Source organism: Flavilitoribacter nigricans DSM 23189 = NBRC 102662, assembly GCF_002646595.1.
Lineage (GTDB): Bacteria > Bacteroidota > Bacteroidia > Chitinophagales > Saprospiraceae > Flavilitoribacter > Flavilitoribacter nigricans.
The window spans coordinates 22,522-46,922 of the sequence record NZ_PDUD01000053.1 but is presented as its reverse complement, the minus strand read 5'-3'; the positions used below and the strand labels follow the sequence as shown (position 1 = coordinate 46,922).

General features: G+C 51.6%; 16 protein-coding genes. 5 read left to right on the top strand and 11 right to left on the bottom strand.

Annotation, left to right across the window (positions count from 1 at the left end; all coding sequences use genetic code 11):
- Positions 1 to 26: 26 nt before the first annotated feature.
- Positions 27 to 803 (top strand): hypothetical protein, encoded by a 777-nt coding sequence (locus CRP01_RS36705; RefSeq protein ID WP_099155083.1) that lies wholly within the window; start codon positions 27 to 29, stop codon positions 801 to 803.
- Positions 804 to 927: 124 nt separating this feature from the next.
- Here the strand turns inward: CRP01_RS36705 and CRP01_RS36700 are convergent, their stop codons facing one another.
- Positions 928 to 2,064 (bottom strand): DUF4419 domain-containing protein, encoded by a 1,137-nt coding sequence (locus tag CRP01_RS36700; RefSeq protein ID WP_099155082.1) that lies wholly within the window; start codon positions 2,062 to 2,064, stop codon positions 928 to 930.
- A 37-nt stretch (positions 2,065 to 2,101) separates the two neighbouring features.
- Positions 2,102 to 2,476 carry a hypothetical protein gene (locus tag CRP01_RS36695; RefSeq protein WP_143473704.1) on the bottom strand — a complete coding sequence of 125 codons (375 nt, stop codon included), beginning with the start codon at positions 2,474 to 2,476 and terminating at the stop codon, positions 2,102 to 2,104.
- A 435-nt stretch (positions 2,477 to 2,911) separates the two neighbouring features.
- Here CRP01_RS36695 and CRP01_RS36690 point away from each other — a divergent pair, with 435 nt between their 5' ends.
- Positions 2,912 to 3,748: a hypothetical protein gene (locus CRP01_RS36690; RefSeq protein ID WP_099155080.1), complete on the top strand. Its 837-nt coding sequence runs from the start codon at positions 2,912 to 2,914 to the stop codon at positions 3,746 to 3,748.
- A gap of 278 nt (positions 3,749 to 4,026) precedes the next feature.
- Here the strand turns inward: CRP01_RS36690 and proC are convergent, their stop codons facing one another.
- Positions 4,027 to 4,827 (bottom strand): pyrroline-5-carboxylate reductase, encoded by an 801-nt coding sequence (proC, locus tag CRP01_RS36685; RefSeq protein ID WP_099155079.1) that lies wholly within the window; start codon positions 4,825 to 4,827, stop codon positions 4,027 to 4,029.
- A gap of 222 nt (positions 4,828 to 5,049) precedes the next feature.
- On the opposite strand from proC, the gene CRP01_RS36680 reads away from it, so the two are divergent.
- Together CRP01_RS36680 and CRP01_RS36675 are read left to right on the top strand one after the other, a co-directional pair.
- Complete coding sequence (locus CRP01_RS36680; RefSeq protein WP_099155078.1) at positions 5,050 to 5,502, top strand: MarR family winged helix-turn-helix transcriptional regulator; 453 nt, start codon at positions 5,050 to 5,052, stop codon at positions 5,500 to 5,502.
- A gap of 131 nt (positions 5,503 to 5,633) precedes the next feature.
- Positions 5,634 to 6,236, top strand: a complete 603-nt coding sequence (locus tag CRP01_RS36675) for a YceI family protein (RefSeq protein WP_099155077.1) — start codon at positions 5,634 to 5,636, stop codon at positions 6,234 to 6,236.
- 140 nt (positions 6,237 to 6,376) lie between these two features.
- Here CRP01_RS36675 and ald read toward each other — a convergent pair whose 3' ends face one another.
- The 8 genes from ald to sppA all read right to left on the bottom strand — a co-directional run bounded on the left by ald (position 6,377) and on the right by sppA (position 19,827).
- Positions 6,377 to 7,492 (bottom strand): alanine dehydrogenase, encoded by a 1,116-nt coding sequence (gene ald, locus CRP01_RS36670; RefSeq protein ID WP_099155076.1) that lies wholly within the window; start codon positions 7,490 to 7,492, stop codon positions 6,377 to 6,379.
- A 463-nt stretch (positions 7,493 to 7,955) separates the two neighbouring features.
- Complete coding sequence (locus tag CRP01_RS36665) at positions 7,956 to 9,998, bottom strand: prolyl oligopeptidase family serine peptidase (RefSeq protein ID WP_099155075.1); 2,043 nt, start codon at positions 9,996 to 9,998, stop codon at positions 7,956 to 7,958.
- A 195-nt stretch (positions 9,999 to 10,193) separates the two neighbouring features.
- Positions 10,194 to 10,553, bottom strand: coding sequence for a hypothetical protein (locus tag CRP01_RS36660; RefSeq protein ID WP_099155074.1), 360 nt, complete (start codon positions 10,551 to 10,553; stop codon positions 10,194 to 10,196).
- A 56-nt stretch (positions 10,554 to 10,609) separates the two neighbouring features.
- Positions 10,610 to 14,179, bottom strand: coding sequence for an OmpA family protein (locus CRP01_RS36655; RefSeq protein WP_099155073.1), 3,570 nt, complete (start codon positions 14,177 to 14,179; stop codon positions 10,610 to 10,612).
- Between the two features lie 423 nt (positions 14,180 to 14,602).
- Positions 14,603 to 15,466: a UbiA-like polyprenyltransferase gene (locus tag CRP01_RS36650; protein WP_099155072.1), complete on the bottom strand. Its 864-nt coding sequence runs from the start codon at positions 15,464 to 15,466 to the stop codon at positions 14,603 to 14,605.
- A 236-nt stretch (positions 15,467 to 15,702) separates the two neighbouring features.
- Entirely contained in the window at positions 15,703 to 16,236 is a 534-nt protein-coding gene (locus tag CRP01_RS36645; RefSeq protein ID WP_099155071.1) for a DUF1573 domain-containing protein, read from the bottom strand.
- Between the two features lie 121 nt (positions 16,237 to 16,357).
- Positions 16,358 to 17,917, bottom strand: coding sequence for a glycosyltransferase family 39 protein (locus CRP01_RS36640; RefSeq protein WP_170110704.1), 1,560 nt, complete (start codon positions 17,915 to 17,917; stop codon positions 16,358 to 16,360).
- Positions 17,918 to 18,051: 134 nt separating this feature from the next.
- Positions 18,052 to 19,827: a signal peptide peptidase SppA gene (sppA, locus tag CRP01_RS36635; RefSeq protein ID WP_099155069.1), complete on the bottom strand. Its 1,776-nt coding sequence runs from the start codon at positions 19,825 to 19,827 to the stop codon at positions 18,052 to 18,054.
- Between the two features lie 168 nt (positions 19,828 to 19,995).
- Between sppA and CRP01_RS36630 the strand changes: the two genes are divergently transcribed.
- A complete protein-coding gene (locus CRP01_RS36630; RefSeq protein ID WP_170110703.1) occupies positions 19,996 to 24,363 on the top strand; it encodes a choice-of-anchor L domain-containing protein in 4,368 nt (1,455 codons plus the stop codon).
- Positions 24,364 to 24,401: the final 38 nt, after the last annotated feature.

Here is a 24,401-nt window from a genome sequence, read left to right as displayed (position 1 = left end):
TTTATCACCGTCAAAAATTAAACCTTTTGAGAAATCTCTGCACCATCCTCTTTATTCTGATAATGTTGGTTCTACTCAACGGGTGTGTTGGTCTTGTAGAGCCAGAATCTTCTCCCCGTACTGAGGCTCATTACCCCACTACCAGGCAACTTTATTACGCCTATTTAACGGTTGATTCTGTGACTGTGGAGTTTTCTAATTCATTCTGTTTAGAAAGCTACAGGTATACTGATTTGTATTCATGGGAAAGCTATTGGGTGAGCTTTAATAGTGAAAAAAAAATCCATGATGGAGGTTTGGATTGCTCGAGACTCAATAACGAATCATGCAATACAGGTTTCAAGTTTATTTACGAATATGAATTGGAAGGTAGTTATATCAATCCTTTTGATCGTGAAAATGGGTTTCTTTTGGATAAGAGTATTATGCCAAACGCCAAAGAGTTTGATATTGCAATTCACCTGGTTAGCGACAATGAGAGCTATTTGTACAGGCGTTTTGCTCCGGACAATACCGATCCTGGCAAAATTGTAGTGAAAACGAAGGATGTGCAACCAAAAGAAGAGATAGTGACAGTAAACGGGAATAGAGAATTTAGGAGTTATCCGGAATATACAGTTCTGATAACAGGCGAAGCGCACAAATATGATGTAAAGCACGATAATGAGGGAAATTATTTGGGATCTAGTTACACGCAAAAGAAGGTACCTTTTTCCATTGAAATGGTATTCCCTTTCGGATCATTTCCCCGGGAGCAATTTAATTTTGGATACCGAAGAGCAAATTACAAAGTCTGTCTGTAATAACTTTTCACTACCACTATTTCCATCAATTTAATTTAGCCAGTTTGGGCTGATTACGAAATCAAGCGATCATCTTTACAAGTTGATCACCGCCAAACACTTATCGTCGGCGATGCGATCCGCATTACTGACCGGCGGCAGCTTTGGATACGATCCAACCCAGTTTGGGAACGAGCGCCAGAGAATCTTCATCCTGATCGACACCGATAAAGCCTCCGGTGAAGTGCATATCTACGAGCGTGCCCGTTTTCATCCATTTGAACGGTACCCGGGAGACGCCCGTGTGAAAGTTATCCATCTTTAGTACTCTGGGAACTTCCTCCATCCCGAGATAAGGGTTTCGTTTTTCGACATCGGAAAAAACGATTCCACTGGGGGACCAGCTTTGAAAAGCGTCACCCGGGGATGTATCATTTTTGGGTTTATCCCGCAATTTGCCTTTCTCCTTCAGGTAGGGAAAAAAGTTGATGATCCAACCGCTGATGTAGGGCCCACCGCTCATTTCCATGTATTTGTATATGGAAGTCCAGAAATCCACGTCCGCTTCACCGGCGGCACTCGCTTTTATTTTCCGGATGATGGGGCGCAGATGCCGCGTCCACCAGTCGAGTTCGAGAAAGGCGAGGCCGTTCAGTCGATCTTCGATCTCCTGCCAGTCATCGGGACTTCCCTCCAGTTCAATTTCCGGAATGCCGCAGAGCGACATGACCAGATAATCGAAATAGTTGGAATAGATATCCAGGATACCGATCTGAAAAGCGATCCGTTCTGCATCCGTAGTGGTAGAAAAACTCGGGAGAAAAGTTTCCAGATCCTGACCGGCATCGGCAAGATGGCCGCGAAACTCCTGGATCAGTTGATCGGGAATAGTTGCCCAGCGTGATTTATCCACCAACAGTGCATCGTCCCGCACTTTGATCTCGGCTTTTCCTTCGTGTTCGACCAGCAGGTGTCGGTATTTCTCGGGATTCTGATCAATGTGTTTCGCTACTCCCTGCAGAATGAGCATCCAGAAGTATTCCGGTTTCAGCCGTAGCGGCAAATGCTGGGAGAATGCCCGGTTAATCGCGTACAGGAAACCATTTATCCCGGCCTGCTCCTCATCGCATTGCAGGAGTTCCTGTTTTGTCAGGGAATGCGTAATGATCCCGGGACCAAACTTTTGGGGAAGGACTTCGTCGGCGGGAAACCGGGGAAAAATGGCCGTCCGCTTGTTTGTTTTCAGACGGATGTGGGTAAGGGGAGTAGTTTTGCTTGGCATAATTTTCAGTTGTAGAGCGTCAGTATAATGGAATGGTTTACATTTCACGGGCCATTTTCAGCAACCTTTCTTTGCCCGCTTCGTTCATCCGCAGATGCAGCGAGTCCTGGGTGAGCAGCATGATCTCCACGGCTTTTTCGGTGGAAGCCTGATTGATGGTATCCATGGTGTATAGATACTGCTGGTCCAGGAAGTACGTTCCGGCTTCCTGGTAATTGAGCGTGCTTTCGTAGCGGTAGGAGCCGCTGGGCTCCAGGATCAGCTTGATGTTCGAAGGTTCAATATCCAGCGGCTGATTGGCCTCCAGAATGGAACTGCCGCGCCAGGTACCGCTGAGCAGATCCTCTTCGTACTGCTTGCAGGCGAGCAAACTCAATAATAGGAATAGTAGCGGAAGATGTGCTTTCGTCATAATTCGTGGGTAAATGTTGTGATGTATAGGTTGCGCATAAGAACCGGTTTAAAATTCGTTTTTGATAGCGAAAATGACCAGATAGTGATTCTCACAAAGGTATTTTTGAGCCTCATAGCAGCGCTACGGGGCGAAAAATTGGTGAAGTGAGGTTCATTAGATGGTTATTTACCGGCCAAAGGATGAAATTTAAACACGTTCTAAAAATAATTTATGGCGGGAAAGAATTTTTATCCCGGCTCAAATTTAATACAACTTTAAGAAACACACTATGCCGTTGCGCGGCTTCTGGCAGCAAAGGGGGTAAACATCCGCCGGAGAATGGCCGAAAACGTTAAAAAGCCGGATTTTGTCTTAAGGAAAACCTTGTACGGTTTGTTGTTCTTAGCAAGAGATAATATTTTTACGATTTTTCTAACGTAAAAACATTGTTTCATGCATTTAACGATTACCCGTATTAGCCTTCTATTCTTCCTGCTGGCGCTCTCTGTTACCGGATATTCTCAGGAGGAAGCTTCCTCCGAGACGGCCGAAACGGCTCCTTCCGCAGTCAGTTTGTACAATGAAGGGCTGGAGAAACTGAAAGCAAAAGAATTTGAAGCGGCCTTGCCTTTGCTGGTAGATGCTATCGCGGCGGCGGACACTACCTCCGAAACCGACGTGAAAGTGATCGGTTTGGCCCAGCGCAACGGCGCTATTGCAGCCTATTACGTGGGTACCGGCCAGCGGAAAGCCGAAGAGCTTGAAAAAGCGATCGAGACCTACCAGTTGGGCATTGAGTACAACCCTGATTTTTACGCCAACCACATCGGCCTTGCCCAGGCACTGGATGATAATGAGCAGAAAGTGGAAGCCGTATCGGCTTATATGAAGGCGGCTGAAGTGTGCAACATGTCCGAAAAAACGAAGGACAAAGTAGAATCCATGGAAAACAAGGCCACCAATACCGTGATCCGCCTGTTCCTGGACGATAAAGTAGACGAAACGCTGGCTGCTGCCGAAGCCTTCCTGGCGCTAAAGGAAACTTCCGACGTATTGACTTACAAGGCAAAAGCACTGGCTGCAAAGGGCGATAACTCCGGCGCGCTTGCTGCTGCTGATAAGGCCGTAGCGATGGTATCCGAAGCGGCGAATAAGGATCTGGTTTATTTCACCAAAGGTGAGATCCACCAGGCACTGGGCCAGAACGATGCGGCTATCGAAAGCTACAAAATGGCCGGCGGAAAATACGCGGATGCCGCTCAGTACAAGATCAGTGAGCTGGAAAAATAAAACGTACGTCCTGATCACTAAAGGACAAAGGACGGAATACCGGCCATCGCCCACTGTGGGCCGGCTGGTTTCGTCACTTAAAAACGCTGTGGAGTACGCTGTGAAAATTTCGCGGCTCTCCAAACGACAGATTGGATCGTATCCGTCTGACTTAAATGGTCAAAAGTTGCTGGATGCAGGGTGTCGGAACAGCCATGCCGACATCCTGCATCTTCCAACTTCCGATCTCGCGGACCAGGGAAGGCACAATTCGCATCCGCTCTATTCTTTCTCAATGCTTATTGTCCCAATTCAACGGCCCGGTTCAGCGCCGCCCGCGCACCGGCGATAATGTCCTCGTGGACCGCCTTTTCCTGGTAGGTACGCATGGCCGCTTCGGTAGTTCCGCCTTTGGAAGATACCCGGCGGATCCATTCTTCAAATGACAGGTCGGTTTTGTTGTAAAGTTCGATCGCTCCGCGGAAAGTCTGACTGACGAGCAATTCGGCTTCGGATTCGGAAAACCCCATCTCCAGGGCCGCCTGCATCATCGCCTGCATAAAGAACCACACATAGGCCGGACCACTACCGCTGATGGCGGTGGCCGCGTCAATGGCTGATTCCTGTTCTACATAAACGGTTTTCCCGGTGGTGTTCAGCAGGTTTTGTACGGTGACCAGTTCAATCCGCGTCACGGATTCGGAAGTGGTGAATACCGTCATGCCCATTCCAATCTGGGCGGGCAGGTTGGGCATCGCCCGGATGACCTTCTCGGCTCCCAGACCTTTGGCAATAGTTTCCATCTTGACCCCGGCCATGATGGAGAGAAATACCTGCTGGGGATCGACGAGCGGCCGCAAACTGGCAAAAAGTTTCTCGGCATCCTGCGGTTTGACGGCCAGAATGATAAGATCGGCATTCTTCAGGCAGCCGTCCGGAGTCCCGAAAACGGTCCCAATGTCCTGCTTGGCGAGTTCGGCGGCCTTCTCCGGTGATTTTTCCAGGATCATCATCTGTTCCTGAGTGGCAATGTGGGATCGAAGGAAACTCTGAGCGTATGTAAGGCCCATATTTCCCCCTCCGATGATTAGAATTTTCATAAAACCTTATTTACGGCTTTCCTGGTTGGGCAAGGATCGCAAAGCTAAATAATTCCGGCTGGCAGTACAACATTAAATCCCGGGAACAAATTCACAAAAGTTTGAAACAATTGAATGTCTATAGTAGTTTCTTTAAACAGAAGTGTTAATTTTTTACGATTTCAGGTTAATAATTAATTTGAAGTTGCTACATTAAATGTATATACATATATTTGCACCAGGATGAAAATTGAAGAAGCCATACAGCAGAAGAAATTCAGAGACGAATACCATAAAGCACACATCAATGTGTTATTTACGGCCAGTTGGATACATCAGCAATCCCTGAAGGCTCTGAAACCGTTCAATATTTCCTGGCAGCAATTCAATATCCTGCGGATCCTGCGCGGTATGTATCCAGAACCGGCCTCCGTCAAGTCGCTGACCGAGCGCATGATCGACAAAATGTCGAATGCTTCCCGGCTGGTGGAGAAACTGAAACAGAAGGGGCTGGTAGAAAGGCGGTCCTGTAAATTCGATCGTCGTCAGGTAGACGTAGTGATCACTGACCAGGGGCTGGAATTGCTTTCTCAGGCCAGTGCGGCCATGGAAGATCAGATGGATCTTTCCAAAAGTCAGCTGTCGGAAGAGCAGGCGGCCCAGCTCAATGATCTGCTCGACGCAATGCGGTATTAAAGCAAGCCGCATTTTTTTTGAGAAAATGCATGTATATACAATGATTGTTTAAACTTTATTTTTTGGTAAGCGTTCTAACAGTCATTATTTGGATAATTAGATTCGTAATCATTAACAAAACAATTTTAAAAATGAATCGCAATACACTTTTCACATTTGCCATCGCCCTGGTTGCGATGATCGGTCTGGCCTTCACTACGGTTGAAAAAACCTCCGTGAACGTAGACACAACGGAAAGTTACATTGTATGGAAAGGCTACAAAGTAACCGGTTCTCACCACGGTAAAGTGATGATCAAGAACGGTGAACTCAATTTCGATGAGGCCGGTATGCTGACCGGCGGCGGTTTTGATATCGATATGGCCAGCATCACCTGTGACGACCTGGAAGGAGAGTGGAGCCAGAAACTGGTAGGTCACCTGAAATCCGACGATTTCTTCGGCGTTGAGAAATTCCCGACTGCCAAGTTCGTCATCACCGAAGTGGTATCCCGCGGCAAGCCCGGCGAATACAAAGTGGTAGGCGACCTGACCATCAAAGAAACGACGAAAAAGATCAAGTTCAATACCGTGATCACGGAGGAAGCCGGCAAACGCGTAGCCAATGCCGACATCACCATCGACCGTTCTGAGTACAACGTACGTTACGGTTCCGGTAGCTTCTTTGATAACCTGGGTGACAAGACGATCTACGACGAATTTGAACTGAGCGTAAATCTGGTTGCTGCCAAATAAGCAGACGACCCCGATCGCATCAGCACTTAATGAAAAAATCCGTAGCCGGACCCGGCTACGGATTTTTTTTATTCGGTTCCGCAAAGACATCCGCGCGGGCGTAGTCTTTGGCGACCGTAGTCATTTCATACGGCGTACCGTTACTTCAGGCAATCGTCAACGGGATCCAGCGGCAGGTCGAAAGCTTCCGCTACTCCTTTGTAGACGACTTTACCGCGTACCACGTTCAGTCCCTTTTTCAGCGGCTCGCTCTCGCGGCAGGCCTGCTGCCAGCCCTTGCCGGCCAGTTGAATGGCGTAGGGCAGGGTAGCGTTGGTCAGGGCAATGGTGGAAGTATAGGGAACCGCACCCGGCATATTGGCCACACAGTAATGCAGCACATCGTCGATCACGAAGGTTGGATCGGAGTGGGTAGTCGGACGGCAGGTCTCAATGCAGCCACCCTGGTCTACTGCCACGTCAACCAATACGGTACCGGCGTGCATTTCCTTAAGCATATCGCGGGTAATGAGATTGGGCGCCTTGGCTCCGGGGATCAGTACCGCACCGACGATCAGGTCTGCTTCCTTGATGTAGTGGCGAATATTGTATTCGTTGGAATAAACCGTCTGCACATTGGCCGGCATGACATCCGCCAGATAACGCAGACGGGAAAGGCTGATATCCATAATGATCACCTGTGCACCCAGACCGGCGGCCATTTTTGCGGCCTGCGTACCCACCACACCGCCTCCGAGTACAAGTACCTGGCCGGGTCTCACGCCGGGCACCCCGCCCAGTAGTACCCCGCGTCCGCCACTGGGTTTTTCCAGATATTTGGCGCCTTCCTGGATGGCCATGCGGCCGGCTACTTCGGACATCGGTACCAGCAGCGGCAGGCTGCGATCCGGCAGTTCCACAGTTTCGTAAGCCAGACAAACGGCTTTACTCTTGATCATGGCCCGGGTCAGCGGTTCGTAGGAAGCGAAGTGGAAATAAGTGAACAGCAACTGATCTTCGCGGATCAGGTCGTATTCCGCTTCGATCGGTTCCTTCACTTTCATGATCATTTCCGCCTTGTCGTAGACATCTTTGATGGTCGGCAGGATCCGGGCTCCGGCGGCTTCGTAATCCTGATCTTCGAATCCGCTGCCGGCGCCGGCGGTTGACTGAACGTACACTTCGTGCCCGCGTTTGGTGAGTTCCAATGCACCGGCCGGTGTTAATGCGACCCGGTTCTCTTCGGTCTTAATCTCTTTGGGTACCCCAATTATCATTTTAAACTTGGCTTTAGAAGCGGCAATAGGTGTCCAAAGCCTTTATGGATGCATCATCTGGCGCAGGTCACCGGAAACCGCTTACAGGTTAAGGTTGAGCCGGCCTGCAGCCGGCTGGATCAAATCAAATAATCCGACCGGGGCCGGATCTTAATGGTGGCGCAAAAATAAGTTTCATTGCGCACAAGGCTGCCATTTTCCTGCAAAAGAATAGGGGAGGGGCAAAAAAAAGCCCGTGGTAATCTGGCACGGACTGGAGAAAACGAATTTTAGCATTTCATAACCTATTATAATTATTTACAATAAGTATGCCAGGATTTTAAAACGGTAATTTCAATGGCAACCGCAGTATCAATTACCCGAGATCAAAGCGAAAGGTCAACGGCGCAAAAAGCGGCCTTTTTCCTGCGATCGAGATGGCCACTGAAAAAGTTGTAAATCAAATTTTTGCACAAGCCTGCTCTTACCTCCGGGTATTATGGAAAAAGAAAGACCAGATATCGGCCTGTTCTTCAATGACCTTGGCGATGGGTTTACCCGCACCGTGTCCGGCCCTTTTGGAAATGCGGATCAATACCGGTTCTGCTCCATCCTGAGCCTCCTGCAGACGTGCCGCAAATTTAAAGGAATGGGCGGGCACTACCCGGTCGTCATGATCGGCCGTCGTGATCAAAGTAGCGGGATAAGCTTTTCCGTCCTGAAGGTTGTGCAACGGACTGTAAGCCAGCAGGAAAGGGAATTGCTGCGGATCATCACTGGAACCGTATTCGGGTACCCAGGCCCGGCCGATGGTGAACAGGTGAAAGCGCAACATATCAAGTACCCCCACTGATGGGAAAGCCACCGCAAAGAGTTCCGGCCGCTGGGTCATGGCCGCACCCACCAGCAGCCCCCCGTTGGATCCGCCGGCGATCGCCAGACGGGAAGGAGCCGTATAACCCTGGTCGATCAGGTATTCGGCGGCGGCGATGAAATCATCAAAAACATTTTGCTTGTTGGCCAGCATGCCGCCCTGGTGCCATTCTTCACCGTATTCGCCGCCACCCCGCAGATTGGGTATGGCCAGGATACCGCCCCGCTCCAGCAGCACTACCCGCGAGGCGCTGAAACCCGGAGAGAGACTGATATTGAACCCGCCGTAGCCGTAGAGATAGCAGGGGTTTTGGCCGTCCATCTGCAGTCCTTTTTTGTGGACGATGAACATCGATACTTTCGTGCCGTCTTTACTGGTGTAGAAAACCTGCTTTTCGGTATAGTCCTCCGGGTTGAACTGTAGTTCGGCCCGGAAGAAGGGTTCGGAACTTCCCGTACCGATATCGTACTTAAAAATGGTGGTTGGATAGATGAAGGAGGTGAAGGTGTAGAACAGGATCTTTTCCTCCTTTTTGCCCGAAAATCCACCGGCGTTGCCCGGTCCGGGCAGTTCGATCTCCTGCCGGCCGCTGCCGTCGTAGTTCAGCCGGTAGATGCGGTTAGTGGCGTTTTTCAGATAATTGGCGAAGAGGTATCCGCCACCGGTATTGACGCCCTGCAATAGGTCGTCCGTTTCCGGAATGAGCTCCTGCCATTCGTTCTCCGGCACTTCTTCCTTTGCCGGTACGGACAGGAGGCGGTATTTGGGCGCCCCCAGATCGGTCATCACCAGAAATTTCCCATCGCGGTGGTCCACAACGGAACTCTTATTGGAATAGCCGGCAAACAGGCGGGTGATCGGTCCATCCTGCTTCAGGTCCTTAAAGTAAGTGGCATAACCGTCCGTACCGGGGGAAGCGTAGATGAGCAGATATTGGCCATCTTCGGTTACCGTACAGTAGTGATTAAAAGTGGGGTGGTCTTCATCGCGGTAGATCAACTGATCTTCGGACTGATCTGTGCCCAGGCGGTGGTAGTAAACGGTATGGTGCAGATTTTTGGCGGAATATTCACTACCCGCATCCGGTTGGGGATAGCGGCTGTAGAAGAAGCCGTCTTCGTGCCAGGCTGCCCCCGAGAATTTCACCCACTTCAATACGTTGGGCAACTCTTTTTTGGTGGCTACTTCCATCACGCGAATCTGTTGCCAGTCCGATCCGGCTTCCGACTGCGCGTAGGCTACATAGCGGTCATCCTGGGAAAAACCCAGCAGGGTTACCGCAATGGTCCCGTCTTCCGACCGGCTGTTCGGATCGATAAATACCTCCGGATCACCTTCCAGACCTTTTTGGAAATAGATGACCGGCTGGTTTTGCAGACCGTCATTTTTATAGAAAAAGTAATAATCTCCGGCCCGGAACGGGGAAGACAGTCGCTCGTAATCGAGCAACTCCCGCAGGCGTTTGCGGATTGACTCCCGCTCGGGGATCTGTTCGAGGTATTGAAAAGTTACTTCATTCTGGGCGTCTACCCATTTTTCCACTTCCGGAGCCGTATCCACTTCGAGCCAGCGGAAAGGGTCCGCAATATCCCGGCCGTGGTAATTATCGATCTGGTCAGCTTTTCGGGTATGGGGATAGCGTATTGGAGTCATTAGTGTTGGATTTTCCGTAAGGTTAAAACGTCAATAATAACGCCTGTACGCACGCTAAGTTTGCCGGAATACTTTTTTATTTACCCACCGTGGGCTGCTGGGGGAGTGAAGTGAAAATAAATGGAGATCAATGATCTGTCAACCGACCGGCAGAGCGGCCGGCCGGGATCTCATTATTCCTACGTATTGAAAGCTCTACTTTCTGGGCTGGATGGACTGCACCCGGGCCTGATAGATCGTCCGAATATCAATACTGGGATCGGGAAAAAGAGGTTGGAGCGTATTGGCCCGGAAGGTGGCGGTGAATTTGACCAGTTTACCTTCCTCCTGGAAGCGGCCCGCCAGTTGATCGGGGATCCCGATGATGAGTTCCTCACCATCGGGATGGGTAGTTTTGATGCCGAAGCGGTTAAAACAGTGCAGCATCACTATTTCCCCTTCAAGATTGTACCCGAAGAACAGGCAATCGTTTTCGCATAAGATGTCTCCCTGCTTTTCACAACTAAGGGCCAGGCAGGAAATGGCTATCAGTAGGCCCGCTATGCTTTTTTTCATCGGTGATCTTTTTAAATAGAAGACCGATAGCTGCGAAAAAAAGGTTGGGCCGCTCGTTACTTGGTTTTGTCCAGACCGCCGATGATCTGAAATTCCGTTCTCCGGTTGATCTGATGCTCGGATTCCTCGCATTCCTTGGAATCGTCGCAGTCGTTGATCAATTGGGTCTCTCCGTAGCCTTTCGGGATCAGACGCTTTTCGTTGATGCCCTGCGAAACGAGGTATTTAACCACGTTTTCGGCCCGTCTCTGGGAGAGGTCCTGGTTGTAGGTCGCAGATCCACGGGAGTCCGTGTGGGCGCCGATCTCTACGATGAGCGTCGGGTTTTCCTCCAGCAGCCGCAATAGCTTTTTCAATTCCTCTACGGATTCGGCTTTTACGCTGGTACGGGCCGATTCGTAGTATACGTTCAGGATAAAGGCCAGACTTTTATCACCGAGCCTTTTATTCTTGCTTCTTTCAAATCCTTTGAATGCTTCCGGATTGACCAGCATGTTGGATTCGTTGTTGGCAACGGTCGGTTCCGGTTTGGGGTCTTCCGGTTTGAGCAGGATCGAAGTGCTCCCTTTGATATTACCGTTCTTATCCGTACACAAGGCTTCCAGAGCCGTGTAGGTCTGAAATCCTTCTTTCTCTACCCGGATATTGATACAGCAACTGGCTACCAGTGGCAGGCGATAGTGCCCGGAGGCGTCCGAAGTGATCCGGATATTCACCCCACAGGTTGAGTTCAACATATGTATGGTAGCGTAGGGGATCGGACGACTGTTGAGCGGGTCGTAAACCGTACCGATTAGGTATTTGGTGGTCTTTCTGGCCCGGGTCGTCTGCCGTACGATCTCCGTGGTTTCTTCCACTACGCCGGGGGCACTGCTGGGCTCCGGTTTGGCCTCATTGGACACGGTAATCGCATTTTCGCTGGATTCCTTAACCTCTTCCTCGGCTTGTGGTTTTGGTTGCGGTTCAACTGTATTCGGAGTCTTGGCCACCGTTTCTTTGGCCGGTTCTTTCGGTTGGGGAGCTGGTTCTACCTTTTTCGGGGCTTCGACTACCTTTTCCTCGGCTTGTGGTTTCGGCTCTACTTTGGACGCTACAACAACCGCTTCTTCCAGTTCTTCTTCGGGCTGTGGTTCCGGCTCGACTGCTTTGGGCGTTTCGGCTACCTTCTCCTCAACTTTTTCTTCGGGTTGCGGCTCCGGTTCCACCTCTTTCGGCGTTTCGACTACCTTTTCCTCAACTTTCTCCTCGGGTTGTGGTTCCGGTTCTACCTCTTTCGGAGTTTCGACCACTTTTTCCTCGACTTTCTCCTCGGGTTGTGGTTTCGGCTCGACTTCCTTCTGCGTTTCGGCTACCACTTCCTCGACTTTCTCCTCGGGCTGTGGATCCGGTTCCACCTCTTTTGGCGTTTCGGCTACTACTTCCTCGGCTTTTTCCTCGGGCTGTGGTTCCGGTTCCACCTCTTTTGGCGTTTCGACCACTACTTCCTCGACTTTTTCCTCGGGCTGTGGCTTTGGCTCAACTTCTTTCGGGGTTTCGACCACCACTTCCTCGACCTTCTCTTCGGGCTGTGGCTCCGGCTCAACCTCTTTCGGAGTTTCGACTACCACTTCCTCGACTTTCTCCTCGGGCTGTGGTTCCGGTTCAACTTCCTTCGGAGTTTCGACTACCACCTCCTCAACTTTCTCTTCGGGCTGGGGCTCCGGCTCCACTTCTTTCGGCGTTTCGGCTACTACTTCCTCGACTTTCTCCTCGGGCTGGGGTTCCGGTTCCACCTCTTTCGGCGTTTCAACCACCGCTTCCTCGATCTTCTCCTCGGGCTGTGGTTCCGGTTCAACTTCTTTCGGGGTTTCAACCACCACTTCTTCGACTTTCTCTTCGGCTTGTGGTTCCGGCTCCGGAGCTTTCGGAGTTTGAACTGCAGTTTCCGCAACTTGTTCTTCGGGCTCCGGTTCCGGCGCTATTTTCTTCGGTGCTTCGGCCACGGCTTCTTCGACTTTCTCTTCGGGAGTAACCGGGGTAGGAGCGGGGACCTGGGTAATGATTTCTTCTTTCGGCGGTGCGGTAGAAATACCGGTTTTCTTCAGGGCCACCGCGCGCGATTTCTTACTTGGATCTCCACAGATCTCGATCGTAGCGTCCTGAAAGCCCGGAGCGCTGACACTCACCTCACAGCAATCCCCCGGGAAAAGGTTCATCTGGAAGGAGGACGTGCCGACCGACCGGTAGAGATTGGCTTCGCAATTGGTAATGACGGGATTTTCAATTCGCTTACCGTTGGAGGCGTCGATGACCTGAACGTGCACCACCACTTTATTGCCTTCGGGGATCTCCTGCTGGGTCACCAACTCTTCTTCTTTTTCTTCCTGCGGTTTCTGGAAACCGTAGATGTCGTCTTTCCCGATGCCGCCGGGCCGGTTGGAAGTGAAATAACCATATTCCTCGTCGGGAGAAACGATGATACCGTAGTCGTCAAATTCCGTATTGATCGGAGCGCCGATATTTTGAATATTATCCCAAACGCCGGCTTTATTAGGGCTGGTGGAGAAAATATCCTGTCCACCGAGCCCTACCTGCCCGTCGGAGGAGAAAAACAATTTTCCCGAAGGATGATAAAAGGGAAACATTTCGTCTCCTTCGGTATTGACCAGTGGCCCCAGATTGACGGGATCACCCCAGTAATGCTCTTCCCACTTAGAAACGTAAATATCTTTTCCACCAAATCCACCCGGCATATCGGAAGAGAAAAATAGCATGCTTCCGTCCGGACTGAGGGATGGGTGGGCAATGGAATATTTTGGACTGTTGAACGGGAGTAACTGCAGATCGCTCCAGCGGTTCCCGTCTTCCGATACGGCGTATACGATCTCCAGACCGGTAGCGGTGGCGGAGCTGTGTTCGTTATCGATCCCCTGGTTACGGGTGAAATAGATCTTGGTGGCGTCCGAGTTGAAGGTCACGATGGCTTCGTGTACCCGAGAGTTGATCCGGTCCGAAAAGGATTGGGGATCCGTGAAGTCGAAATGTCCGTCGACCATTTCTGCGTAGTACAGATCGTAGAACGGATCGGCCTTATCCTGGCTGCCACCGTTCAGCGGTGAACGAACGGAACCAAAAACGAGACCGTTCTTGTAGAATGCCGGACCGATATCACTGAGTACGGAGTTGATGGCCAGCACCTCTACCTCCAGAGTATTCTCATCCTTTTTCAGCAAACTCTGGCGGTGAGAGCAGGCATCTCTCAGCTGAAACTGCCGGGGATCCAGTGGTTTGAGACTCAGAAAATAGTCGAACTGATCCTGCGCCTCCCGGCATTTATCCGTATGGAGGAGCATCATGCCGTAGTAGAAGTAGGCGGCGGCCTCCACTCCTTCCAGCGCGACTGCCTTTTCGTACCATACCGCTGCTTTACCGTAGCTGTTCTGCTTCCGGAAAATGTGGCCAAGCATGGTGGCGATCTCCGCATTGTCGTTGTTCTCGGACAAAGGGAGCAGTATATCAATGGCAGCCTGATAGTCCAGGGCTTCAATTAAGTTTTGAGCCTTTCTGATCTTGCCCTTCTGTGCCAGGACCGGACCCGATGTCAGCAGGATGCCGAAAATTAAACCTATGATCAATTGTTTACTCATGACTGTAAGCCCTTATGTAGTTGTTCTCCAGGTAATGTTTTGATCGGAAGTGGGTTTGGTGCAAAAACTAAAAAAGAGCAGGTAGCGGGACAGGCAACAGGCAATCTGATCGTCATTTATCCACTGAACCGGAGTTTTTTTGGTAATCATCTCCGGAACGATTGAACACGAAGCGCTCTTGCCATCTAATGATTTCGCGCTATCAACTAATTCGTAGTAGTTGATACAAACCACACTTAAGAGGAAGAAGTACGTGCTTGGTACTCACCTCTAAGCGTAAATTTGCTTGCTAAAGGTATTAGGTATTGCGACTATAATGTGTTTTATGGATAAAGCTGCTATTGCCCTTGTACGGGAAATAGCCCGCTAGGTTTCTAAAAACACCAGAAAAATATATGGAGGAAAAGTAGATATGGGGTAAATTTATACAAATATATCCAAAATAACGAGTGTGCCAAAAATAAGGCTGGCCACTCCGTTAGTTGTGAAAAATGCCAAATTGATCTTACTCAGATCGTTGGGCTTTACCAGGGTGTGCTGGTAAAACAATAAACTGACGAAGATCACTGCAGCCCCCCAGTGCAGCCATCCGAAAGATGGATAAACCTGGCTCAGCAACCAGCTGGCCAACAGAATGATGCCCGCACAGACCACGTGGAGAATGGACGAAAGCAAAAGTCCGCCACGCTTGCCCAGACTTACCGGTATGGAATTCAGGGACATGGATTTGTCAAAGTCTTCATCCTGGAGCGCATAGATGATATCAAAACCGGAAACCCACAGCAACACGGCTACGGAATACAGGATCGGGATCAGGTCAAATTTACCGCCTACCGCCAGGTAAGCACCGATCGGCGCCAGCGCCAAACCCAGGCCCAGCACGAAGTGGCACAGAAAGGTAAAGCGCTTGGTATAACTGTAACCGAGGATCACCAGCAGGGCCACGGGGGAAAGGTAAAAGCACAGTGGATTGATCATCCAGGTACAGGCAATGAAGAGCAGGCTGGTGACGATCACAAAGATCAGCGCGGACCGGGGACTGATCTTGCCGGCCGGGATCTCCCGTGTTATCGTCCGCGGATTAGCCTCGTCGATATCCCGGTCCAGATAGCGATTGAAGGCCATCGCAGCGCTGCGGGCAAACACCATGCAGCCCAGTACCAGTAGGAGCAAACGCCCGTTCAGTCCCGTACCGGTCTCCAGCGTACCGAGGAAAAAACCCAGCATGGCGAACGGCAATGCGAAGATCGTGTGGCTGAATTTGATCAGGGAAAAGTAGTTTTTCATTGCAATAACCTTTTGTGCTGTTAGTGTCGGGTCGTAGCGGGAACCGCCCTCAGTTGCACCCCGCCTGGTCCATGGGCAGCGTCCGCTTTTGGCCCGGCTATCAGGGCCCAAATCTAACAAATTTGCCGCGTAGGTAGTTTAGGCAGACCACCCAAAAAGAAAAGGCCGCCTCCGAAGAGACCGCCTTTCCTTTATGTTCACAAACCGAAAAGATCGGTTCTGTTCAATTTCGTCGATTACTGAGTAACCTGGATGCTTGGTTGAGCACCATCAGCCGGATTTACCGTACCGGTCAGAGACAGGAACGTCTGAGGCGGGTTGGTGTTAGCCGTGATGGTTACTTTTTGGTTACGTTGTCCTTTCTTACCTTTTGAGTTGAACTCAACGGTAATTTCGCTGGTGGCGCCCGGTGCGATCGGCTCACGTGGCCAAACTGGTACCGTACAACCGCAGCTACCTTTAGCGTCACTCAGTACCAGTGGTTCGTTACCGGTATTGGTGAAGGAATAGGTGTGAGAAACTTTCTCTCCTTCAGTAACAGTACCGAAGTCGAAAGTCAGCTCTTCAAAGCTCATGGTCGTAGTTGGGCCCGTTGGGGCAGGAGGAGTGTTGGCTGCAGCTGCAGGAGATGCTGGTGGAGTTACAGAAGGAGCTGTGCTCTCAATATTGTTACGGGCAGCATCGCGCACGTCATTATTCGCACTCTGGCAGCTAGACAAAAATCCTAATACCAATACTGCAAGAAGAGCAGTGTGAAATTGCTTTAGCATGTCAATTGCTATTTTGGTTATCAAAAATTATTTTGCGTGTTTAACGAGTACAAAATTAAGGAAAGCTCATGAATTCGCTGTTAATGCGATTTCAATTATTGTTAACGACTTGTTAATCGACTTAGTGTGTGCGATCAGGACTTTGGTGCTCCGGTGTCGCCGGGCGCTCTTCCGCAAACCCAAAAGCGGCCACTCCCGTTTGTCGTATTTCCCGCTCTACCGGTCCGAGCTGAGCGCTCACGGACTCCAGATCTTCCCGCATTTCCCGGCGGTTCCGATCCGATACCAGGTGCGAAAAGATCATCCAGACCCGGCCGTCGGCTGTTATCTGCCCGCTGAGCTCTTCCCACGGATCACCGTCCCACTGATGGACGACCGATCCGGAGATCTGCTCCGGACGAAGCGACGCCGCCTCGGGGGCATGTTGCGTATACCAGTAAAATGCCGGATAGGCGTACAGATCGATCCACAGCAGATCGCCGGCCCGGAGCTGCTCCCGGAGCTCGGCTAATAGCGATCGCATCTCCTCGTAACGGAAGGGGTACACCAGATATTCGGGGCCTTTGCGTAGCGGCAGAATCAAAAGCCCAAAAATTAAAAGAACCAGTTGACCCCATCGACCCACATACTGCACGAGAAAGTTCAGCCCAAAGGCAAGCAGTACCCCCGGCAACGGCATTAAGAATAAAGTGAGCCGTTCGATCAGGGAGTATCGCCCCAGTCCGGAGGCGATCAGACAGGCGACGATCGGACCGATCAGCAGCCATAGTAGGGCCGGTCGCTTTTTTCCGAGGTAAATGGTGCCGGCTACCAGTCCGCTCAGGCTGAGTACGATCGCGGGAAAAGTATGACCGCTCAGGGTGCCCAACAGGGATTGTGCCAGACCGGAAAGGCGTGCCCAGTCGGCACCGCTGGTTGGCAGCAACGGCCAGAAATAGGGCTGATGGTAAGACAGGAGGTCCGGCTTTTGCAGGTCATTGGCCAGGATCAGCCAGAAATACAGCCCGAAATTAAGCAGCCAGATCGTCCCGATCAGCAAGAGCGCAGCAACGGGTATATTTTGTTGATCTTTCAGGCCTAGGTATCCGAAATATAGACCGACACCGGTCAGTACGAACACCGAAGGCATACTCAGCCAGATGGCCAGACTGCCGGCCAGGATCCACAACGCGATCCGCTTTCCGGTCGTCGGACGGTACCGCAAGGCGAGCCAGACCAGAGTCGATGTAACCGCCATATCCGTACTGTACTGTTTTAATTCGGCGCTGTAGCGGATAAATACCTGGGAGCAGGCAAACAGATAGAAGACGAACAGGCCGGCCCAGCTTTTTTCACTCAACTGCCGCAGGAGGTCGTACAGGATGAGCAGCGCCAGCCCACCCATGATCAACGGCCAGAACCGTAGGCTGTACTCCGAAGCGCCGGCAAGTAGAAAATTGATCTTTTCCAATACGAGAAAGAGGGGAGGAGCGTACTGCTGGTAGCGAAGCGGGGCAAAACAGTCGGCTAAAGATATCTCGGCGATATTGCGGGCCAGGTTTGCCTCATCCAGAAATAACGAGCGATTCTGCAAATAGACCACCAAACGGAGCAGCAGGCCCAGAAAAAGCACCGCTGGCCAGAGTAGATCCCTGGCGCGGGAAAGCCCGAAAGTAATTCGTTGGTAAGAAGAAGGTGCCAATGCCCGATAGTTTTGCAGGATAGCCGGTGGTCAGCTGGCGGAACCGGTCCGATTTTAGGAACAAACATAATACATTCCTGCATTATCGGATAACGCCCACCTGATTCGGGCTGCTGACCACCGGCGAAGGGTGCTTATTCGAAGGGCATCAGGAAAGGTAACCTCGCCTGCGGGCCTTCTGCATTTTTCAATTCTTCAAAGTATTCGTAGTAGGGATACAGGTCTTCCAGCTTGGATTTTGCGATATAATTGTGGCGCACCTGTTCATCCCCCAGGAAGCTTTCAATAAATTCGATCAGTGGTTCTTTGACTACCGGATAACTGCTCAGCCGGAAATCATCTTCAATATCGGCCAGACGTGCCGCACTGGCAATGGCGTCATCGAGCGTACCCACCTTGTCGGCCAGTTTCAGCTCTACAGCCTTCTGACCGACCCAGACGCGACCCTGGGCTATTTCTTCTACCTGCTCCGGACTGATGCCCCGGCCTTCCGAAACCCGGGTTTTGAACAGGCGGTACAGTTCGTTGGTACGGGCCTGCATAAAGCGGCTTTCCCTTTCGTCCAGCGGATTGATAATTCCGATACCCGTAGCAAAATGACCGGTTTTAACGGAATCGAAAGTGACGCCCAGTTTATCGTTCATCAGACCCTGTATACTCGGTATGACACTGAAAACCCCGATGGAGCCGGTAAGCGTCGCATCCTGGGTGAAGATGCTGTCCGCGGGGCTGGAAATATAGTATCCGCCGGAGGCAGCGTAATCGCCCATGGAGACGACCAGCGGCTTGCCGGCTTCCTTGAGGCGGGTCAGGGCCTCCCAAATGCTTTCGGAGGCCATGGCGCTTCCGCCCGGAGAGTTGACGCGCAGTACCACCGCTTTCACGCGGTCGTCTTCCGCCAGTTCGTTGATGATCTTAACGTATTTATCGTCGCCCACGGCACCCAGTCCACCGTCGCCGTCTACGATATTACCTTCGGCGTAAATAACGGCGATCTTATTTTTGATGCTGAGGTCTACCCGGCGCGGATGATTGTTGAAAACTTCCAGCAGGCTGACCGTTTTGATCTTGGCATCTTCCTCCAGACCCAGCTTCACACGCATGCTGGCCAGGGCGTCTTCCCGGTAGCCGACGAAGTCAACAATACCCAGTTCGCGGGCATTTTGGACGTCTCCGGCCAGATAATTATCCGCAATCCGGTGTAATTCCGATTTTGATATATTACGGGAAGCACTTATGTCGTTAAGTAATTTATCGTAGAATGCATTAATGTATTCTCGTAATTGTTCCTTATTTTCGGGGGACATATCCGTGCGGCGGTATGGTTCCGTAGCACTTTTGAATTTGCCGGCGTAAAAAACTTGCATTTTAACACCCAACTTGTCCAGCAGATTTTTGAGGAAGGGGATCTGTACCCCAAACCCTCTAAAATCAACGACTCCCACGGGATGGACATAAATTTCGTCGGCAACGGAAGACAAGTAATAGGCTCCCTGCGTATAATATTTGGAGTAAGCTATTATGAATTTTCCACTTTTGGCCTTAAATTGGTCCAGCGCTTCGCGCAATACGCCGGCAGAGGCAAAGCCGGCGGGCAACATATCTACTTCAATAAAGATCCCTTGGATACGATCGTCTTGGGCCGCCTGATCTATGGCATAGGTGATGTCGGAAATACCCAATACTTTCTGGTTTTCCAGATCAAAGGGATCAATCTCAGCATTGTTCGTAAGTTCAGGCAGCACCTGATTGAGTTTCAGATGCAACACCGAATTGGCTCCAATTGGCTTGACTTGATCAGCCTGGCTGGCCAGGGTGCTGATAATGCCGATACTGACCAAAGAAAGCACCACCAACGCAACGATGGTACCCAAACATGAAGCAAAGAGGAACTTGAAGAATTGTTTCATTAAAATGCGTTTGTCTCTAAAAAATTAAAGCTTGGAGTTTATACTTGAACACGCAAAGTAGACTTACGGCTGATGAAACCATATATTTTTTAGATAAAATCGATAAATATGGGGTTCAATCCCTGTACGGCGAGAGGCTTTTACTCCAAAAAATTGAAAATCATCCTTATGAGAAACAACTACCAAAAGTGGTTCTTTTCCCTCCTGGGTAGCGCTTTGTTCCTGTTGATCTCCGGTGAACTACACGCTCAGCAGATCGAAGTGGATAACAACGTACCGTTCACTCCCATTAACCTGATCAGTAACGTATTCCTCGGTGACGGGGTGGAAGTGACAAATATTACTTTTGAAGGGGACCCTGCATCCGTAGCCTATTTTAAAAGCGGTGCCACCCAGGTTGGGCTGGACCGCGGTGTGGTCATGACGACCGGTCTGGCGGTGACCGACCCGGATAACGTCAGTAGAGTAGGGGTCAATGCTCCGGGCAGTACGAAAGCTTCGGTGAACAACGACAGTCCGCTCACCAACGATCCGGATCTGAAGGCGATCGCGGGCGATAACGAGATCTACGACATCGTACGGTATACCATTACCTTCGTGCCGGTGGCCGATACGCTTCGTTTCCGCTATACCTTTGCTTCGGAAGAATACCCCGAATTCGTTTGTAGCCCCTACAACGATATCTTCGGGTTTTTTATCTCCGGACCCGGTATCAACGGTCCCTATCAGAATAACGCGGCGAACATTGCCCTGATCCCCGGTACGAACCGCCCGGTGACCATCAACAATGTAAACCCCGGGACGATCGGTACCAATAACGCCAACATCATTAACTGTCAGGGAGATAACGGATCGCTGGCCTACTCCGAGTATTACATCAGTAACGAAGGCTCTTCCGATTTTCCCGTATACGACGGTTCCACCACGGTCTTCACCGCCCAGGCGCAGGTAATCCCCTGTGAGGAATACACCATCAAGCTGGTGATCGCCGACCTCGGGGACTCCAACTTCGATTCCGGGGTATTCCTGGAAGCTAAGAGTTTCGGTACCGGTACCGTGCAGGCGGAAGCTACCGCGGTCACTATTGACGGTGCGATCGCCGAAGGTTGCCAGGCGGGGGCAGTGACTTTCACGATCCCCGATCCGCTGGATGAAGATCTGGAACTGGACTACATCATCGGCGGTACGGCCGAAAACGGACGCGACTACGAAACGATCCCTACCGATCTGGTTATGCCGGCGGGAGATACCGTCTTGGTCGTACCGGTGCAAGCCATCGACGACGGCCTGGTGGAAAACCGGGAATCGATCACTTTTGACGTGCGGATCAGCCAGTGTACGCGAAAGACCTATACGATATATATTGACGATGGGAAACTACTGCCGCCACCCAATCTGGAAACGGATGTGGCGCTCTGCGTTGGGGAATCGACCCAATTGCAGGGGACCAGTCCCGTCAATTCTGCTCCGCCACCCTTTTTCCGAAGTACGGAAGAGATCAGTACACCCGGGACCTTCTCCCTCTGGATGGGGACCCGGACGTCGGAGATCAACGTCAGTGGCGTTTTCCCGGATAAACTGGGACCCGGCGTGATCCGATCGGTGTGTATTGAGAATTTCGAACACCGCTGGATCGACGATATGGATTTCTATCTGATCGGTCCGGATGGCCAATACCTGGAACTCACGACCGATAACGGTGGCGACGGCGGCAACGGCAACGGCTTTGATTATTACACCAATACCTGCTTTACGCCAACGGCTACCCAGCGGATCAACGCTCCGGGGCCTTTCGCTCCACCTTCGGCCGTGCCCTTCACCGGCGAATGGCTGCCGGAAGGCAATTGGGAGGATTTCTGGGGCAACGGAAATAACAATACCAACGGTACCTATCAGTTGCTCTTCCGGGATGATTCCTTCGGTAATGCGGGTACGCTCTACAGTTGGAGCATCACGTTTGAATCCATTTACGGCATCACCTACGAATGGTCGCCTGCGGCCGGGCTGAGCTGTGCGGATTGCCCAAACCCCACCGTGCAGCCGACGGTAAGTACAGATTACACCTTTACTATCCGTGACTCTTACGGATGTGAAATTATAAACGATGTCTCCGTCTCCGTACCGGACGAATCCAGCCAGCCGGATCTGACCTGTCAGACCGTAACCGGAAGTTCCATTACTGTGGGTTGGTTGCCGGTACCGGATTATGACAACTACGAAGTGAGTGTAAACGGTGGCAACTGGACGCCCATCGGCAATATGACGGAATATACGGTAGACAATCTCGGATTTTCCCAAACGGTTGATTTCCAGGTTCGCGCTATCGGCGTGGATTGTCCGGGTATTCCGGCTTCCCTGAGTTGTACGACTCCCGATTGCCCGACGCCTACGGCCAGCCTGGCTACTACGGATGCTACCTGTGCGAGTCTGGCGGACGGTTCGGTCCAGTTTACCATCCTTACCGGAGATGCACCTTTTTCCTACGAAATGATGGGCCAGACAAATACCACCGGCACCTTTACCGGTCTGGCCCCCGGCCGCTATTCCGTTTTGGTTTATGACGTCAACGACTGTCCGGCTATTTACGGATTCACCATCAATGCGCTGGATGAAGTAGAAGTGGTACTGACGATCGATCAGGAGGTCAGTTGTGGTGTAAATAACGACGGCCGTGTCATCGCTTCCGCTACCGGCGGTGGGGGCAATTACTCCTATCTCTGGAGTGACGGACAAACTACGGCTACGGCTTCCGGCCTGGCGGCGGGCACGTATCAATTAAGCGTGACCTCGGCCATCGGTTGTATGCAGGTCGCAGAGATCGTCCTGGAACCACCGACGGATATGGAAGTGAGCCTGATGGCCACCGAAACCCGCTGCGGTGTACCCGAAAACGGTACGGTCAGCCTGAGTATATCGGATGGAGTGCCGCCCTATACGTTTGTCTGGGGGCATGACGCCAACGAGACCAGCATGGACCTGACCGGCATGGGCCCGGGCATTTACGAAGTAACGGTAACGGATAGTGAAGGCTGTAGCCTGATCCGGTCGGCCGAAGTAATGGAAGCCGAAGGCATCACCTTGGTAATTGATACCGTCAGTGTGAGTTGTGCCGGTGGATCCGACGGTCAGATCAGCGTATCCGCCACGGGCGGCGAAGGCCAATACGAATACGTCTGGAGTGTGGCCGGAGCCGGTAACAATGCTCAGGTTAGCGGACTGCCCCGCGGGACCTATTCGGTGACAGTGACGGATGAGTTCGGTTGTACAACCAACAGCAGTATCGTTCTCGATGAACTGCCTCCGCTGACTATCGACCGGGATTTTACGTCGGCGCTTTGTGCCGGCAATAACTCCGGATACATCGACCTGAAAATCACGGGCGGTACGGCTCCCTATACTTTCAGTTGGAATACCGGCGCATCGAGTGAAGACCTGAATAACCTGGCGGCCGGAAATTACCAGGTGACCGTCACGGATGCCAATGGCTGTACGGCCACGGACGCCATGGCGATCGCCGAAGCCCAGCCGATACAGGCCAGCGTAATGGTGGACGATGTATTTTGTAACGGAGAGGCGACCGGCTCGGTGCTGGTGAATCCAACCAGTGGTCAGCCGCCTTATGTGTACAATTGGTCCAATGGCACAACGGATGCCAACCTTTCGGATGTCGTGGCGGGAACTTATACCCTGACCATCACCGATGCGTCCGGATGTGAGAATAGCTTCACCGCAACGGTCAACGAACCGGAAGCGCTGACAGCTGCTCTGGCCACGGAGGATATTTCCTGCGCCGGCGGACAGGACGGACGGATCGGGGTTACCGCTGCCGGTGGTGTACCCGCCTACAGCTACAGTCTGAACGGTAATGAATTCAAATCCGGTACGGCCTTCATCGGACTGACGGCGGGAGACTATCAGGTACAGGTTCGGGACGGCAACGGCTGTGTAACCAACCTGATCCCGGCAACGATTATCGAACCGGCACCGCTGGTCGTAGATCTCGGCGAGAATATCAATGTGGAATACGGCGATACGCTGATCCTGGATTCCCTGCTGATCACCGGTGGTACCGGCCCGACCTTCGCGTATACCTGGACGCCGGCCGACAGCAGTATGCTGAGTTGTGTCAACTGCCTGAACCCAACGGTGATCGTGAAGGAACAAACCAGCTTCAAACTGCTGGTGCGCGATGAGAACGGTTGCGTGGCCGATGATGTGATCACCATCTTTGTGAATAAGAATAATCCGGTAATGGTGCCGACGGGCTTTACGCCCAACGGCGACGGGAATAACGATCTGCTGCACGTACACGGTAAGGAAAACGGCACTACGGTGCGGGTATTCCGGATCTTTGATCGCTGGGGCGAATTGCTCCACGAAGAGCACGATTTCGACCTAAACGATCGTGGTCACGGCTGGGACGGCACTTTCCGGGGCCAACCGATGAACAGTGGCGTCTATCTCTGGCAGATCGAGGTGGAATATCCGGATGGGATGCGGCAGGTGATGTCGGGGAGTACGACTTTGATTAGGTAGAAGGGAGGGGGCAGGTGCGAGGGGCGAGGTGTGAGGTG